At 71.2% G+C, this 16361-nt stretch carries 14 protein-coding genes and 2 pseudogenes; 8 read left to right on the top strand and 8 right to left on the bottom strand.

Annotated elements, in window-relative coordinates:
• Positions 1 to 33: 33 nt before the first annotated feature.
• Entirely contained in the window at positions 34 to 246 is a 213-nt protein-coding gene (locus ADL29_RS05750) for a DUF397 domain-containing protein (RefSeq protein WP_053922659.1), read from the bottom strand.
• Positions 234 to 1070 carry a helix-turn-helix domain-containing protein gene (locus ADL29_RS05745; protein ID WP_053922658.1) on the bottom strand — a complete coding sequence of 279 codons (837 nt, stop codon included), beginning with the start codon at positions 1068 to 1070 and terminating at the stop codon, positions 234 to 236. The genes ADL29_RS05750 and ADL29_RS05745 overlap by 13 nt, the downstream gene beginning before the upstream one ends.
• Positions 1071 to 1240: 170 nt before the next feature.
• On the opposite strand from ADL29_RS05745, the gene ADL29_RS05740 reads away from it, so the two are divergent.
• Together ADL29_RS05740 and ADL29_RS05730 are read left to right on the top strand one after the other, a co-directional pair.
• Positions 1241 to 1450: a hypothetical protein gene (locus tag ADL29_RS05740; RefSeq protein WP_053922657.1), complete on the top strand. Its 210-nt coding sequence runs from the start codon at positions 1241 to 1243 to the stop codon at positions 1448 to 1450.
• 424 nt (positions 1451 to 1874) lie between these two features.
• A complete protein-coding gene (locus ADL29_RS05730) occupies positions 1875 to 2324 on the top strand; it encodes a hypothetical protein (protein WP_157878399.1) in 450 nt (149 codons plus the stop codon).
• Between the two features lie 19 nt (positions 2325 to 2343).
• Here the strand turns inward: ADL29_RS05730 and ADL29_RS05725 are convergent, their stop codons facing one another.
• Complete coding sequence (locus ADL29_RS05725; RefSeq protein WP_053922654.1) at positions 2344 to 4632, bottom strand: serine/threonine-protein kinase; 2289 nt, start codon at positions 4630 to 4632, stop codon at positions 2344 to 2346.
• A 236-nt stretch (positions 4633 to 4868) separates the two neighbouring features.
• On the opposite strand from ADL29_RS05725, the gene ADL29_RS05720 reads away from it, so the two are divergent.
• Both ADL29_RS05720 and ADL29_RS05715 read left to right on the top strand, forming a co-directional pair.
• Positions 4869 to 5258, top strand: a complete 390-nt coding sequence (locus ADL29_RS05720) for an SH3 domain-containing protein (RefSeq protein WP_245689161.1) — start codon at positions 4869 to 4871, stop codon at positions 5256 to 5258.
• Positions 5259 to 5298: 40 nt separating this feature from the next.
• Entirely contained in the window at positions 5299 to 5826 is a 528-nt protein-coding gene (locus ADL29_RS05715; RefSeq protein ID WP_053922653.1) for a hypothetical protein, read from the top strand.
• On the opposite strand, the gene ADL29_RS05710 is transcribed toward ADL29_RS05715, so the two are convergent.
• Positions 5823 to 6821 (bottom strand): glycoside hydrolase family 113 protein, encoded by a 999-nt coding sequence (locus ADL29_RS05710; RefSeq protein ID WP_053922652.1) that lies wholly within the window; start codon positions 6819 to 6821, stop codon positions 5823 to 5825. The two genes, ADL29_RS05715 and ADL29_RS05710, sit on opposite strands and share 4 nt — an antisense overlap.
• A gap of 132 nt (positions 6822 to 6953) precedes the next feature.
• On the opposite strand from ADL29_RS05710, the gene ADL29_RS05705 reads away from it, so the two are divergent.
• Positions 6954 to 7733 carry a class I SAM-dependent methyltransferase gene (locus ADL29_RS05705; RefSeq protein WP_053922651.1) on the top strand — a complete coding sequence of 260 codons (780 nt, stop codon included), beginning with the start codon at positions 6954 to 6956 and terminating at the stop codon, positions 7731 to 7733.
• A 57-nt stretch (positions 7734 to 7790) separates the two neighbouring features.
• Here the strand turns inward: ADL29_RS05705 and ADL29_RS05700 are convergent, their stop codons facing one another.
• The 3 genes from ADL29_RS05700 to ADL29_RS05690 all read right to left on the bottom strand — a co-directional run bounded on the left by ADL29_RS05700 (position 7791) and on the right by ADL29_RS05690 (position 11671).
• Positions 7791 to 9209, bottom strand: a complete 1419-nt coding sequence (locus tag ADL29_RS05700; protein WP_053922650.1) for a M1 family metallopeptidase — start codon at positions 9207 to 9209, stop codon at positions 7791 to 7793.
• Positions 9210 to 9385: 176 nt separating this feature from the next.
• The gene (locus tag ADL29_RS05695) at positions 9386 to 10981 is read right to left on the bottom strand and encodes a SulP family inorganic anion transporter (RefSeq protein ID WP_078970799.1); all 1596 of its coding nucleotides are present in this window, start codon (positions 10979 to 10981) and stop codon (positions 9386 to 9388) included.
• Positions 10982 to 11152: 171 nt separating this feature from the next.
• Positions 11153 to 11671 carry a hypothetical protein gene (locus ADL29_RS05690; RefSeq protein WP_063788399.1) on the bottom strand — a complete coding sequence of 173 codons (519 nt, stop codon included), beginning with the start codon at positions 11669 to 11671 and terminating at the stop codon, positions 11153 to 11155.
• A gap of 292 nt (positions 11672 to 11963) precedes the next feature.
• Here ADL29_RS05690 and ADL29_RS05685 point away from each other — a divergent pair.
• The 3 genes and pseudogenes from ADL29_RS05685 to proC all read left to right on the top strand — a co-directional run.
• Positions 11964 to 12830 (top strand): annotated as a pseudogene (locus ADL29_RS05685) (ABC transporter ATP-binding protein); the annotation flags it as partial.
• A gap of 282 nt (positions 12831 to 13112) precedes the next feature.
• Positions 13113 to 13940 (top strand): ABC transporter permease, encoded by an 828-nt coding sequence (locus ADL29_RS05680; protein ID WP_078970798.1) that lies wholly within the window; start codon positions 13113 to 13115, stop codon positions 13938 to 13940.
• A gap of 92 nt (positions 13941 to 14032) precedes the next feature.
• A complete protein-coding gene (proC, locus tag ADL29_RS05675) occupies positions 14033 to 14842 on the top strand; it encodes a pyrroline-5-carboxylate reductase (RefSeq protein WP_053922648.1) in 810 nt (269 codons plus the stop codon).
• Positions 14843 to 14901: 59 nt separating this feature from the next.
• Here proC and trpS read toward each other — a convergent pair.
• Positions 14902 to 15911, bottom strand: a pseudogene (gene trpS, locus ADL29_RS05670) (tryptophan--tRNA ligase).
• Between the last annotated feature and the right edge of the window lie 450 nt (positions 15912 to 16361).

Raw genomic sequence — 16361 nt, 5'->3', positions numbered from 1 at the left:
AGCAACGGGGGCTGGTTCAGTGGGCTTGGCGTGTCAGGAGCTGGACAGCGCCCAGTCCTTGACGGCGGTGACGAAGGGGGCCCAGGCAGCCGCGGGGAAGACGAGGGCCGGGCCGGTGGGGTTCTTGCTGTCGCGGACGGGGACGAGGGTGGGGTGGTTGTCGGTGACCTCGAGGCACTCGCCTCCGTCCGTGTTGCTGTAGCTGCTCTTGCGCCAGGTGGCGGCGCTCAGGTCTATGGCTCGCACGGCACTTCCTCCAACATCCGGATGATGAACTTCCGCGACTCGCCCGGGGTCAACGTCAGGTCGCGCACGGCATCATAAGTGCGCTGCAAACGCTCAACCCTGCTTGTCTCCTCAATGAGTTCACCGCGTACGTCGTTCTCGGTGTAGGCCACGGTACGGCTGTCCGGTAGCCGCAGGAACATCACAGCAGTGTTCATCAGGCCATGAGGTCCGGCGCTGAATGGCAGTACGTGGAGGGTGATGTTCGGGCGCTCCGACATCTCAGCCAGGTACTCCAGCTGCTGCTGCCACGCCTGTGTGTCGCGCAGCTGCGTGCGCAGAACTGCCTCGGAAAGGACGACCCGGAACGCTGGCGCATCGTCCCCTTCCAGCAGCTTCCGTCGCCCTATACGCGCTTCCACCTGCTGGTGTAGTTCTTGGCCGCTGCTCCCGCCCGCCGCGAGCGCCTCAAGTGCGTACCCGTCCGTCTGGAGCAGACCCGGTGGCGCACTCACCGAGTAGTGCCACAGACTCACCGCCTTGGCCTCCAGCGTCATGTAGCGCCGGTACTGCTCCTTGAATTGTGTGGGATCCCCTGCTGCCAGCTCCCAGAGCGCTAACAGCATGCCCGGAGTCCCGTAGTGCTGGTCCAAGGCCTCGGCGACCTCCGGGCTGCCGATCGTCCGGCTGTTCTCCATCTTGCCGAAAAGCGACCAGTCCCAGCCCAGCGCGTCGCCGAGCTGCCGCAGGGTTTCGCCTCGCTGTCTGCGCAGCAACCGGAGCTCTTCGGCGAACCGTTGGCGCGGCTCCTGGCTGCGTCCGCTTCCGGCTCGTCTCGGCGGCAAGGCGCCCTCCTCCGTGGAACTTGTGGAATTTGCGGGTCAGGGCGTGGAACTACGGCCTGCAAACGGCCTTCGCGCCCATTTCTCGGTCCATCCTCGTAACGGCCTGACCACTCACGGTAGTTGCCGTCCGGCGCGCCACGCACGGAAACGGCAGACGGGAGCCGCACCAAATGACCACAGAACCCCACACCGAAGCCCAGGCGGCCTGCGACGAGTTGGCAGCCGCACTGAAGCAGGTGGGCATCGTGCTGCCATCGCTGGGCGTCGACCCCATCTGGCTGAGCGACGCCTGGCCCCGCGCGCTCGTCGAGCTGGGGCGCTGCAACCTCGAGACGGCCCACCGGCTCATCGCCGTGCTCAAGAGGGCGGCGGAGCGGTGACCGGCCGGCTCGTACGGCGGGTCCTCACCCGGCTCTTCCCCGCAGGTGGGCGGCACCGTGCCGCCGCCCCGCCGCAACCGGCACCCGACCCGGCCCCGCGTCGCCGCAGGCTCCCGCGGCACAAGAGCCCGTACGCCCAGGACGCGGCCACCGGAGGGCCGTTCCTGGACACGCCGCTGCGGCCCGTGCGGCCGTACCTGCCCACCCCCTACGTCTCACCGGCGTGCCACATCGGTACGCACGCGACCTGCGACAAGGGCGCGCCGGAGCCCGAGGTCATCTCGGTTCCGGGTGTCCGGTGGGAGGCCTGCAGCTGCCCCTGTCATGCGCGCGTACCGACTTCGCTCCGCCTTGCGGCGGGTGCGGCTCCGACCTGAAGAGGATGTGGCCGAATCGGCGGGATCGGCAGGGTGGTTGGTGCTGGATGACCACCAACATCGGGAGAATCACCATGCGTGGGAAAACGGGGAGCTTCAGGAAGGCAGCGGCGGTCGGGATGCTCATACTCGCCGCCACAACGGTGAGCATGCCCGTCGCTTCGGCCGCCGAGGTCCGTGGCCGGGCGGCCTGCGTCTCGACGCTGGAGAAGGCGCAGTCGCTGAACAAGAAGGCCCTCGAGGCCGATGGACATCACAGGCCCCGCACGGCCTTTGACTACAACCGCAAGACCTGGACCGCGATCCGCGATGCCCAGCACCGGGATTGCCGGGGCGTACGTGACGAGCGGGAGATCCGGCACCGCCTCGACTCCATCGCGGACGACGTCAAGACGGCGGAGAGGCACAACCACTACGGTCGGGCGCGGAAGGCCATGCCGTACGAAGAGGATGTGTGGGCCGGCATCCGGAGGGTGCTCTCCCTCGTGACCCACTGATCCGGCGGGCGTCCCGACGTCACCAGTTCCCGGGGTCCTTCGGATCCGCCGCGAACACGGTCCCGTCGGGCGCCGCCGCATAGATCCGGCGGCCGCGGGCGTCCATCACCGGGGCGGGCAGCGAGTCCAGGAAGCCGTTGCGGCGGTCGGCGGCCAGGCGGGGCGGGGTCTGGCCGACCAGTGAGCCGGAGCGGGTGTCCACGGCCAGGAGCCGTCCGTCCGCCGCGGTGAAATACAGGCGGTCGCCGTTCACCACGGGCGCCGAGCCCCGGCTGACCGACGTCTCCGTGCTCCACTTGCGCTTCCCGAGGGCCTGCAGCTGGCCGCCCTCGGCGAGCACGTACACCGTCTCGCCCTGCACCACCGCCCGCACCGTTCCGTCGAGCGGTGCGGCCAGCCGGGTGCGGTGGGTCTGCCGGGTCTCCGGGTCGTAGCGGACCACGGCGGTGGTGGTGTAGGGGTGCATGGGGTCGACGGCGGTGAAGTAGAGGGCGCCGGAGCCGCCGACGCCGGCCAGGTTGAGCATGCCGGGCAGCCGGCGCGACCAGCGGACCGAGCCGTCCGCCGGGGCGATGGCGGTGACCTGGGTGCCGGTGCTGTCGGGGGTCAGGTCGACGGCGTAGGCGGTGCGGGCGTCGCCGTACGAGAAGAAGCGCGGCGGTGTGTGCTTCGGGAAGCGCTTGTGCCAGCGGCGCTCATGGGTCGCGCTGTCCAGGGCCGTCACCGTGCCGTCCCCGGCACACAGCAGTATCCGGTCGCCGATGACGGCCGCCCCGCCCTCGTACGCGGTGAGGTCCTGGCTCCAGCGGGTGGCGCCCCGGCCCTTGGCGGAGGGATCGAGGGCCTCCAGCCGCCGGAGGTCGGGCGTACGGACGTACAGCAGCCCGCCGGAGAGCACCGGGGCGGTCGGCGGGGCATCGGTGACGGCGGCGGTCCGGCCGGTACGGTGCCATGCCGCGCGCCCGGTGCCGGCGTCGAGACGCGCCGCGCGCAGGCCGGACTGGGAGCAGAAGACGGCTCCGGAGCCGGCCGTGCAGAACGGCATCTCGGATTTGTGGCCGTCGGGGCGTTCGAGGAGCGTGGTGTGCCAGGGGCGCACCTCGGTGGAGGCGGCCGACGGCGGACGGGTCTGGAGTCCCTGCCCGTCGGACGACAGGGCCCGCACGCCCGCGAACGTCCCGGCCCCGGCGACGAGCAGCGCCACGGCGGCCCAGACGAGCCGGCGGCGCGCCTTCGGGGCGGTGTCCTCTTCCGGGCGGGTTTTCGGGCGGGTTTCGGCGTCGTCGACGTCGGGCGGCGGCGGTCCGGCCGGTGCCGACACCGCCGCCCGGACATGCGTGACCTCGGCGCGCGACGGTGCGGAATCGGGCGGGACGGGCTGCCGTTGGGCGGGTATCCGCGCGGCTGTCAGGGCGCCTGCCGGGGACTTCCTGCCGTGCGGGTCCGTGGGGAGCGCGGGCAGGTCGAGATCGATCTCCGTGTGCAGCTCGGTGTGCAGCAGCTCCATCAGCTCGCCCGGTGTCGGACGGTCCGCCGGATCCTTCGCCAGGCAGCTCTCGATCAGCGGCACCAGTTCTTCCGGCACGCCCGCCAGATCCGCCTCGTCGTGCACCACCTGGTACGCCACCAGATACGGGCTCTCCGAGTCGAACGGCCCGCTCCCGGTCGCCGCGTGCACCAGCACCGACCCCAGCGCGAACACATCCGCCGCCGGGCCCACCTCGCGCGGCCGCTGGAACTGCTCGGGCGCCATGAACGGCGGTGTACCGATCAACTTGCCGGTTTCGGTGCGCATTTCACTGTCGGACGGCCGTGAGATACCGAAATCGATGACTTTCGGGCCGTCGGCGGCCAGCAGTACGTTTCCCGGCTTCAGATCGCGGTGGACGACCCCGGCGCGGTGGATGTCGCGCAGCGCCTCGGCGAGGCCGGAGGCCAGCCGCCGCACCTCGGCGGGCGGCAGCGGGCCGTTCCGCTTCACATGTTCGGAGAGGGTCGGACCGGGAATGTGCAAGGTCGCCATCCAGGGCCGTTCGGCATCCGGATCGGCGTCCACGACCGGCGCCGTAAAGGCCCCGCTGACCCGCCGCGCGGCCGCCACCTCCTGCCGGAACCGCCCCCGGAACTCCGGGTCCTGGGCGAATTCCGCGTGGATGACCTTGACCGCGAGCAGCAGCCCGGAGGACGAGCGCGCCAGATGGACCACGCCCATACCGCCGGCGCCCAGCCGTGCCTCCAGGCGATATTGCCCGGCGTATTCCGGACGCTCCGCTTCCGGGCCGACCCCGGAATCACGCAGCGGCGGCATCCTTCCACCCCCGTGTCCTACCCTCTGCAATTCGGCCGCAGGTGCGACGCGCGGAGCCTAGTCGATGACCCGTACGAGATGAATGAGGCTTGCTAGCGTGCGCGTTGCGCGTCCGAAAACGCCCGGCACGACGGGCGGCGACGGACCACACGGCAGTCATCAACGCGCCAGTACTCAACACGGCAGTCATCAACACGCCGTCATCAACACGGCAGTCATCAACGGGGGAGCAGGAAATGAGCACACAGGACCATCACGACTACCTGGACCTGGACGCGGTCGTCGGCAAGCTGGACGACGACATGGACGGCAGCGTGGCCGGCGAGGCGGAGGGCACCGGCGATGCCGCCGCGCCGGCCGTTATGGCGGCCACCCGGCGCAGCTTCCAGATCGCGTCCGGCCAGCAGCTCAAGGTCCGCGGCGGCCCCAGCACCACCTACCCGGTCGTCGGGAAGCTGGCGCCCGGCTCCTGGATCGAGATCCGCTGCCAGCGGCGCGGCCAGCGGATCACCGGCCCCTACGGCACCACGGACATCTGGGACAGCATCGGGCCCGGCGAGTTCGTCTCCGACGCCTATGTCCGTACGGGCAGTGACGGGCCGGTCGCACCGAGCTGCACCAGCTGAGATCGGCCGAGCCGGCCGGCCACCGGGGATAATCGATGCCATGAGCGATGCGCAGACCCCCGGCGGCCCGGAGCGGGACGGCCCGGAACCGGAGGAGATCCGGTTCTTCGGCACCACCTGGGTCCACCACGGCGGCGGCTACGTCCTGCGCCGGGCCGCCGTCGCGGTGGGCTCGCTCGTGCTGGCCGCCGTCGGCGCGCTCGTCCTGCGTTTCGCCTTCCAGGGCCTGGAATTCGGCGGCGTCGGCCCGCTCGTCAACGTCCTCGTCGTCGCCGGCTTCGCCATCTGCAGCGCCCTCGCCTTCCGCCGCACCTGGGACGGCTTCGTCCGGCGCCCCGACCCTTCGTCCGAGAGCGCCGCCGACAAATCCGCACACAGCCTGATGCTCATCGGCTTCATCGGCTCGCTGCTGGCCTACTTCTGCCGCAGCCTCATCGAGGCGCCCGGCGAGAAACTGCACCGCGCCGAGTACGAGGCGGCCCGCGAACGCCATGAGCGGCGGCGCACCGCCCGTACCGGCAACCCGGCCGCGAAGAAGCCGCGGCCGAAGGGGAAGAAGCGCGGCTAGGGCCTGGCCCGGCGCTCGCCCTCCGGCGCAGGTATGGCCTGTGCGTACCGGGCCGCCATCGTGTGGAACACCCGGCGCGGCACCCACCGCTCCGCGCCGACCATCCGCACCACCCCGTACGAGGAGAGGTCGTCGGGGGCGGAAGGACCGTCCCCGTCGGACGCCTTGCCGAACCCGGCGAAGGTGAACCACAGCGCGGTGTCCACGCCCTCCTCCTCGAAGACGTCCAGCAGCTCCGTCAGATAGCGCACCTGTTCGTCCTCGTCCGGCACCGCGTCCGCGGGCGGCTGCCAGGCGATGCCGCCCCGCTCACCCGCGCCCCGGTAGGGACAGGTGCCGAATTCGGTCACCACGACCGGCTTGCCATGGGCGAAGTGCCCGCGCAGCTCGTCCCGGAAGGTGCCGGCGTTGTACTTCGCCCGGTACGCATCCACACCGACGACATCGAACGGCCGCCAGTCGACGGACTCCCACGGCCCCGAGGCATAGGTGACCCGGCCGCCGAACCGCCCCCGGACCACCTCCGCCACCTCCGCGAGGAAGCCGTTGAGCCGTTCCTGCACGGGGCCCAGCGACATCCACCAGTCCTTGTCGCCGCTGGTCATCGCCCGCAGCCGCTCCCCGTACGTCTCCCCCGGAATAAAGCCGTCACAGAAGGCACTCATCTCGCACCCGGCGACGAACACCACCTCGGCCCCGCCCGCCCGGACGGCCTCGGCCCGCTCCGCGCACTCCGCGAAGAACGGCAGCAGCTCCGCCGGCCCGAGATCCACCGGGAACGGCGCGAACCACACTTCGAGCCCCGCTTCCGCGGCATACCGCGCCGCCGTACTCAAGCGCTCGGGGTGCCCGCCGGAAATCCGTATCGCGGTGCAGTGCAGCTCGTCTGCGATCACCGTCATGTCCCGGCGCACCGCCTCCTCGCTGAAGCTCTTACGAGAAAGCTCTTCACCAGGAAGGAACCCGGTGTCGTAGTTGATGCCCCGTGCGCGCATGCGTCTCTCACATCCCCGTTGATGCAGCCATGAGGCCCGATGAAGACCTCGCGATGGGCTCAACGCCCCAGCCTGAGCGGAAAGTTCCCCATCCGGGTGCCCCACCTCCGTGGCGCAGGCAGGATGGCTCATATGCCTCATGACCCCCACCACGCCGCCCGCGCCCGCTCCTTCGACTCCGTGGCCGCCCAGTACGCGGCATCCCGCCCCGGCTACCCGCCACAGCTCTTCGACGCGATCGAAGAGGCGGCCGGCCGCTCCCTCAAGGGGGCCCGAACGCTGGACGTCGGCGCCGGCACCGGTATCGCCACCAGGCTGCTCGCGGCCCGCGGCGCGCAGGTCATCGCCGTCGAACCGGGCGCCGGAATGGCCGCGCAGCTGCGCGCCGACCTCCCCGGCATCCCGCTGGTCCGCGCCGTCGGCGACGCTCTGCCCTTCCCCGACACCGCCGCCTTCGACGTCGTCTGCTACGCCCAGGCCTGGCACTGGACCGATCCGGCCCGCTCGGTCCCGGAGGCCATGAGGGTGCTGCGGCCCGGTGGCGCGCTCGCCCTGTGGTGGAACATCCCCTACCGGGAGACCGGCTGGGCCGCCGACCAGGAAGCCCGGCTCGCCCGCCGGCTCCCCGGCTACGACCGCCACCGCGTCACCGACGACCCCGACGCCCTCTTCCGCCGCCACGGCCTGCGGTCCGCGTTCCGGGCGGCCGAATGGACCCGGCCGGTGCCCCTGGACACCCACCTCGCCATGCTCGGCAGCCACTCCCAGCTCGCCGTCGTCGCCCCCGCGACCGCCGCCGCCATCCTGGAGGACGAACGGACCGCCCTGCTGGACGCCTTCCCCGACGGCATCGTGCAGGAGGAGTACGGCGTCGACCTCACCGTCACGCTCTGCCCGGCCGTGCCGTCGTGAAAGCCGTGCGCGGACCGGCCGCTGAAGCCGTGCTCGGACCAGCCGCTCGAGCCGTGCTCAGAACGTCTGCTTCGGCTTGCCCTTCCCGTACAGCCAGACATCGAACAGTTCCGTCAGATCCTTGTCCGTCCGCTGCTGGCAGAAGGCGATGAAGTCCGCCGAATCGGCATTGCCGTAGCGGTACTTGGCGGGCCACTCCTTGAGGATCCGGAAGAAGGTCTTGTCACCGACGGCGTTCCGCAGCTGCTGGAGCACCATGGCGCCACGGTAGTAGACGGCATCCCCGGTCACGTTCGCCCCCTTGCCCGGCTTGCCCGGCGGGTACGCCCACAGCGTGTCCTTCGGGCCCTTCTTGTAGAGCGCGTCGAACTGCTGCTGGGGCGTCTTGCCGTCCTCGTCCTCGTGCTGCTCCCACAGCCATTCGGTGTAGGTCGCGAAGCCCTCGTTGAGCCAGGTGTCCTGCCAGGTCTTCGGCGTCACCGAATCGCCGAACCACTGGTGGGACATCTCGTGCACCACCGTCACGGTGTCCGGCGCCCCGGCGTAGACCGGCTTGGTCTGGCTCTCCAGGGCCAGCCAGTCGATCCGCGGCGGGGTGTCGTCGACGATCGCACCCGCCGACCGGAAGGGGTACGGGCCGAACAGCCCGCGCTCCCACTTGATGATCTCCGGCAGCCGGCTCAGGGCTTTCTTGCTGCCCGCCGCCTCCGCCGGGTCCACCGCCTCGTACAGCGGGAGCCCGTCGGGCATCCGGTCCTCGGTGAAGCGGAACTTCCCGATGGACGCGGTCGCCAGATAGCTGGCCATCGGCAGACCGTTGTGCCACACGAACGTCGTACGGCCCTTGGCGGTCTTCCGCGACCGCAACTCCCCGTTGGCGACGGCCGTGTAGCCGTTCGGCACGGTGATCCTGAAGTCGTACAAGGCCTTGTCGCCGGGGTGGTTGTTGCCGGGGAACCAGGACATGGACCCCTCCGGCTCCCCGGACACGAACGCACCGTCGGGGGTCTTGACCCACCCCTCCGTCGTCTTGTCCGGGTCCATGATCTCCTGCGGGGTCCCGTGGTACCTGACGGTGATACGGAACGTTTCGCCCTTGCGGAGCACGGCGACGGGCGTCACCGTCAGCTTGTGCCCCTTGCGGGAGAAGTCGGCGTTCGCGGTGTCGACCTGCACACCGGACACCTTCAGCCCCTGCAGGTCGAGCTTGAAGGACCGCAGATTCTGCTCGGCCTTGGCCGTGATCTGGGCGGTCGCGTCCAAGTACCGTTTCTTCACGTCGTAGTCGAGGTCCAGCCCGTAGTGGGTGACCTGATAGCCGCCGTTGCCGAGCGCCGGGAACAGGGGGTCGCCGACCCCGCCGGAGCCCGCCGCCCCTTTGACGGCCGTCGCCCCGACCGTGCAGGAGGACAACAGCAGGGCGACGGACAGCGCGGCGGTCGCACCGCAATAGCGCAGGGGCCGGCGGGTGGTCACAGCACTCCCAGGGTCGTTGAGGGTTCGTTGATCGTTGATCGACAAAGTCCTCTGACCCTAAGGCCGTTTCTGCTCGAACGCCGTTCCTTTCCGGATAGAGGGTGTTATGGAGGAGAGGGGCGGGTCATACGAGGGCGCCCTCGCGTGGTGTCCGCCACGGGCGCCCTCGCGTGCCGTCATAGGTGGGCGCCGCCCGAGGACCGTTCGCCGCCCGCGCTGCCCGCCCCGGCCGGGCACCGCTGTTCGGCCCAGCTGCCGAGGGCGGCCGCACAGGCGTGGTCGAGATGCCGCAGCCCGGACAGGTCCAGCTCGACCTCCCGGTCCCGCGGCAGCGCCTCCAGCTGGTCGAGCAGCTTCGGCAGCCGCAGGAACGTTGCATGCCCGACGGCCCGTACGCGGATCGGCCGCCGACAGCCGGGCCCGGCGGGACCCTCCACCCCCACGATCTCCAGGTGGACGTGCGAGGTCTCCCACGCCGACTTGGCAACCGCCATCAGCAGCCCCAGCAGCACCCCCTCGAACATGTTGGTCGCCACGATCGCCACCGCCGTCGCCGCGAGCACCACGGCCTCGCCCCGGTGCTCGCGCCACAGCGGCCGCAGCTCGCGCAGCGGCATCAGCTTCCAGCCCGCATGGATGAGTACGCCCGCCAGCGCGGCCACCGGCACCACCCCCAGCGCCGCCGGGAACGCCGCCGCGAACACCAGCAGCCAGACACCGTGCAGCACCCGCGAGGCCTTGGTCCGCGCGCCCGCGTGCACATTGGTGGCGCTCCGCACGATCACCGCGGTCATCGGCAGCGCCCCGAGCAGCCCGCACGCCGCATTGCCCGCGCCCTGCGCCATCAGCTCCTTGTCGTACTGGGTCCGCGGCCCGTCGTGCAGCCGGTCCACCGCGGCCGCGCTGAACAGCGACTCCGCCGACGCGATCAGCGCGAACGCCAGGACGGTACCGAGCGCGCCGATCTCGGCGAGCCGCCCGATATCCGCCAGGCCCGGTGGCCGTACGGCCTCCAGCAGGCCCTCCACCTCGACCCGCGCCACCGGCAGATCCAGCACGCCCACGGCAGCGGTCGCCAGCACCACCGCCACCAGAGGGGCGGGCAGCACCTCCGCGGCGCGCCGCCAGCGCGGCCAGAGCAGCAGCACACCGATCGTCGTCACGCCGACGGCCAGCGCCGCGAGCCCCGTGTCCGAACCGGCGGTGTCGGCCGCCAGTCCCGGCAGCCCGCCCAGATTGGCCGGTCCGTTCCCGGGCGCCTTGGCATCCACCAGGGCGTACACCTGACCGGCGATCAGCACCAGGCCGATCCCCGCCAGCATCCCCTGCACCACCCCGATGGAAATGGCCCGGAACCACCGTCCGAGCCGCAGCGCCCCCATGACCAGCTGGAGCACCCCGGCGGCCAGCACCAGCACGCCCAGTGTCCCGGCCCCGTACTCGTGCACGGCCTCGTAGACCAGCACGGTCAGCCCGGCGGCCGGCCCACTGACCTGCAGACTGCTGCCCGGCAGCAGCCCGGTGAGCAGCCCCCCGACGATCCCGGTGACGAGCCCCAGCTCGGCCGGTACCCCGGACGCGACGGCCACTCCGACACACAACGGGACGGCGACGAGAAAGACGACGAGGGAAGCGGTGAAGTCGGCCCGCCAGGTGGCGAACGACCGCGGGGACGGCGCCGACGATGAGGACGGCGCGGACGACGGTGAGCCGGACCGGCGGGCGGCGGCGCGTGCGGATATCCGCGGGAAGAGCTGCCGGGCTCGGTGCATCCGGGATTTCTGCATGAGGTGCCTCCAGCGTGACGAGATGCGGCGGCGCGCGGCAGGGCGGCGCGCATGCGGGCATGCGGGCGCGCGGTGTGGCGCCAGGAAAGTGACGGCTGGATCCGTCGGAATGCGCGGGCCGGGGAAGGCCCTGGGGAAGCGCTCGGCTCGGGGCTCTCAGCAGCGGAAGACGCGGTGCTGGACCGGCAGTTCGCCGGATCTCGACAGGGGTACGGCCCGCTGCCCGGTCAGCGGTACGGACCCGGACGGCCCGTCGGTGTCCCGTACGGGGCAGGCGGTCGACAGGGGAGTGGAGAGCGGGGGCGGCACGGACACCGCGGCCGCGGACCGTCCGCCGCGGCGCGGCCGGCAGCGGTCGGGGCCGGCTTGCGGGTGGTGCTCATGGAGGTCCAGCGCAACGGGTTTCGCGGCCCCGGCACCTTTGCCGTACGTCGTTCCGTAGGCCGTTCCGTAGGCCGTTCCGTACGTCGTTCCGTACGTCGTTCCGTTCGCGGATTCGGACGGGGCTCCGGGCGCGGCTCCGGAAAGGGTGGCTCCGCGCGTCTGCCCGTACGACCCGTACGACCCGTACGACCCGTACGACCGCCCGGCGACGGCCGGAAGCGCGAGGACGACGACCACGACCGCCAGCAGGAACCGGCCGAGGCCAGTGCCACGAAGCGGACTGCTGGCCATCATCGCCCTCCGATGGGTTTTCGACGGGTCTCGATTGGCTGGACAACGCCCTCCATTGTGTCCAAGAGGACACGCTCCGCCGCAACTCGGCATGTAACCGCCATGTAAACCCGGAACTGCCGAAAAGGAACGATCAGCTCCGATCGCTCCGGCGCCCGCCCGGCGCGCGCGGCACCCCACAACGCGCCCGCCACCCGACCCGACCTGCCCCGACCACCCGGCGCCCCACAGCTCCCTTGACGCCCCGCATCTTCCCTTGACGCTCCACACCGCCCCGAGGATTATTCACCGCATGATGAATTACCTCTCCGGGGCACCCGACGACCCCGGTTCTTCCGGCGACCGCGACGCCGCCGATGCCGTCAGCGGACCTGATGCCGCCGACGCCTTCGCCCCGGCCCCCGCCGTCCACGCCCGCCGCCTCACCGTCGTACGAGGCGGCCGCACCGTCCTCGACGACCTGGCTTTCGACATCCCGCCCGGCCGGATCACCGGGCTCCTCGGCCCCTCCGGCTGCGGCAAATCCACCCTGATGAGGGCCATCGTCGGCACCCAGGCCCACATCACCGGCACCCTCGACGTCCTCGGCAGCCCCGCCGGCCACCCCCGCCTGCGCCCCCGCATCGGCTACGTCACCCAGGACCCGTCCGTATACGACGACCTCACCGTCCGCCAGAACCTCGACTACTTCGCCGCGGTACTGCAGCCCGGCCGCGCCGCCCGCGCCGAACGGCGCGCGCGCGTCACCCGCACCATCGAGGACGTCGACCTCACCCGCCACGCCGACGCCCTCGCCGGCACCCTCTCCGGCGGCCAGCGCAGCCGCGTCTCCCTGGCCGTCGCCCTCCTCGGCACCCCCGAACTCCTCGTCCTCGACGAGCCCACCGTCGGCCTGGACCCCGTCCTCCGCCGCGACCTGTGGAACCTCTTCCACACCCTCGCCACGGACCGGGGGACCACCCTCCTCGTCTCCTCCCACGTCATGGACGAGGCCGAGCGCTGCCACCGCCTCCTGCTGATGCGCGAGGGCCGCCTCCTCGCCGACGAAGCCCCCGACACCCTCCGCCACCACACCGGCGCCCCCACCGTCGAGGCCGCTTTCCTCCACCTCGTGGACCGGACCACACGGAACGAGCCCACCGCGCACCGGACCACGCGTGAGGCCGTCCCGGACGAGCCCGCCGCGAGCGGACCTCTCGCAGACGGAGCCACCGCGGCCGAGGCCGCGCCGGGCGAAACCACCGCGGGCGAAACCGCCGCGGACGAAACCGCCACGACCAAGGCCACGGACCAGCAGCCCGCCCCCTCCAACACCCCGTCACACCCACCGCACCCCACGAGCGCGATCCACCCCACGGGCCCGATCCACCCCACGGGCCCGACTCACCCCACGGAAATTCCCACCCACCCCACGGGAATACCGCCCCACCCCCGCCGCGTTGTGGACCCGCAGGGGGCCCTCCCAACCCTTAGGGGATCTGTTCGAACGCCCCCTAGGGGAAATCCCCCAGCGAATAAGGGAAATCCCCCAGCGAGCCCCGCCCGCACCCTCGCCACCGCCGCCCGGGTCCTCCGCCAGCTCCGCCACGACCCCCGCACCATCGCGCTGCTGCTGATCGTCCCCTGTGCCCTGCTCGCCCTCCTCCGCTACGTCTTCGACGCCCACCCGAGCACCTTCCACACCATCGGCGCCTCGCTCCTCGGCATCTTCCCGATGATCACGATGTTCCTGGTGACCTCCATCGCCACCCTCCGCGAACGCACCTCGGGCACCCTGGAACGCCTCCTCGCCATGCCCCTGGGCAAGGCGGACCTGCTCACCGGCTACGCGCTCGCCTTCGGCCTCCTGGCGATCGTCCAGTCCGCCCTGGCCACCGCCCTCGCCGTCCGGTTCCTCGGCCTCGACGTCACCGGCTCCCCCTGGCTCCTCCTCCTGGTGGCCGTCCTCGACGCCCTCCTGGGCACCGCCCTCGGCCTCTTCGTCTCGGCCTTCGCCGCCTCCGAATTCCAGGCCGTCCAGTTCATGCCGGCCGTCCTGATGCCCCAACTCCTGCTCTGCGGCCTCTTCGCACCCCGCGACACCATGCAGCCGGCCCTGAAAGCCCTCTCCGACGCCCTTCCGATGTCCTACGCCGTGGACGGCATGACCGAGGTCCTCACCCACCCCGGCATCACCGCCGCCTTCGTCCGCGACACCACCCTCGTCGCGGCCTGCGCCCTCCTGGTCCTCACCCTGGGCGCGGCGACCCTGCGCAGGCGTACGGCCTGACGCCCCGGGCCCCGGCAGGCGGCCGTACCCCACCACCCCCACGATGCGAAGATGAGCGAAACGGCCCACCCCACCGGAAGGTGCACCCGCACATGACCCAGAAGGTCGCCGTCCTCGGCACCGGAAAGATCGGCGAAGCCCTCCTCAGCGGAATGATCCGCGGCGGCTGGGCGCCCTCCGACCTCCTGGTCACCGCCCGCCGCCAGGAACGCGCCGCTCAACTCCGCGAGCGTTACGGCGTAGAGGCGGTCAGCAACGCCGAGGCCGCCAAGTCCGCCGACACCCTGATCCTCACCGTCAAGCCCCAGGACATGGGCGCCCTCCTCCAGGAGCTGGCCCCGCACATCCCCGCCGAACGCCTGGTCATCAGCGGCGCCGCCGGCATCCCCACCTCGTACTTCGAGGAGCGGCTGGCCGCCGGCACCCCGGTCGTACGGGTCATGACGAACACCCCGGCCCTCGTCGACGAGGCCATGTCCGTCATCTCCGCCGGCACCCACGCCACCGCCGCCCACCTCACCCTCGCCGAGGAGATCTTCTCCACCGTCGGCAAGACCCTCCGCGTCCCCGAGAGCCAGCAGGACGCCGCCACCGCCCTCTCCGGCTCCGGCCCCGCCTACTTCTTCTTCCTCGTCGAGGCGATGACCGACGCCGGCATCCTCCTGGGCCTCCCCCGCGACAAGGCCCACGACCTGATCGTCCAGGCCGCCATCGGCGCCGCAGTGATGCTCCGCGACAGCGGCGAACACCCCGTCAAGCTCCGCGAGAACGTCACCTCCCCGGCCGGCACCACCATCAACGCCATCCGCGAACTCGAGAACCACGGCGTACGGGCCGCCATGATCTCCGCCCTCGAAGCCGCCCGCGACCGCAGCCGCGAGCTCGCCACCGGCAACGGCTGACCCCGCCACCCCCACCGGGGGCAGCCGCACCCCCGAGCGGCCACCCCCGATGGGTCCGCCTACGCCATCAACCCCACGGCCCGGTACGCGGCATCCACCCGCGGCCGCGCCAGCCCCCATGCCCGCTCGGCCCCGGCCCGCAACACGGCATCGACGTACTCCCAGTCGGCAGCCAACGCCGCATGCCGCTCCCGAACCGGCCGCAACCCCTCCACCACGGCCTCCGCGACATCGCTCTGCAACGCGCCGTACGACGAGTACCCCTCGGCCAGCCGCTCCGGCTCACCCCCCGAAAACGCCGCCAGCACCTCCAGCAGCTCGGCGACCCCCGGCCGCACACCCCGCTCGTACTCAACGGCACCACTTCCCCCCTCCGGCACCGCCCGCATCACTTTCTTCCGCACCACCTCCGGCTCATCCAGCAGACAAACAACCCCCGACATCCGCCCCTGCCCCGGCTTCCCCCTTTTCTCCCTCACCCGCGCCGCCACCTCCGGATACGTCGCCCTGGGCACCACGAAGACCTCCCTGTACCGCTGGTTGAACCGCACCGCCAGCTCCCGCGTCAGCTCCACCTGCTGCGCCTGGTCCGCCCCGACCGGCACTTCCTGCGTCCCGTACGCCAGGACGTCCGCCGCCCTCAAGGCCGGATACGTCAACAACGACCCCGCACATTCCCACCCCGGCCGGCCCGCTCTGCGTCCTTCTCCCTGTACTGGAGCATCCGCCGCATCTCGCCGTCGGTGGCCGTGCACTCCATCAGATACGACAGCCGCGCATGCTCATCCACATGGCTCTGCACAAACACCGTGCACCGCTCCGGATCCAGCCCCATCGCCAGCATCAGCGTCGCCGCCTGCCGGCTCAGCCGCCGCACCCGCGCCGGATCGTGCTCCACGGTCAGCGCATGCAGATCCACCACACAGAACAACGCCTCGCCCCGTTGCTGATCCACCTCGACCCACCGCCGCATGGCCCCCAGGTAGTTCCCCAACGTCAGATGCCCCGTCGGCTCCACCCCACTGAAAATCCGAGGCCCCGCCGCAGCACCGGTCGCCCTCGCACTCAACACCCGTCTCTCCTCTACGTCGTGTACGTCGCAAGCGCCATCGACACGTCACGGGACCGCCGACCTCACCGGCCGGCTACGAGAGGGAGATACGCGAACGGCCGCCGAAGCGGCGGCCGTGATCATGCATACGCAGGTGGTCGGCCGCCGTCAGGCGGGCCACCACAGCTGTACGAGCGCATACGCAGTCATGCGCCTCAAAGTACCCGGTGACTCCTCACCCGGCACGGGTTTGAACCACCCCACCCCCTCGTGTAGTGTTCTCCGAGTTGCCGCGGAGCCCATCAAGCCCCGGGTGACCATCCCGCCGCATCGCGGCACACCACTACTGCACGGCCCCTCACCGGGAGCAATTTCGGCATGCCGAAATTAGGACCGGGACTCGATTATGAGTCGCCGAGGAATTCCGCTAAAGTAGTGACCCCGACAGGGAATCGGAACTGAATTCGA

Source organism: Streptomyces chattanoogensis (genome assembly GCF_001294335.1).
Lineage (GTDB): Bacteria > Actinomycetota > Actinomycetes > Streptomycetales > Streptomycetaceae > Streptomyces > Streptomyces chattanoogensis.
Note: the sequence above shows the minus strand (reverse complement) of the source record. Positions and strands in the feature narration are given on the sequence as shown.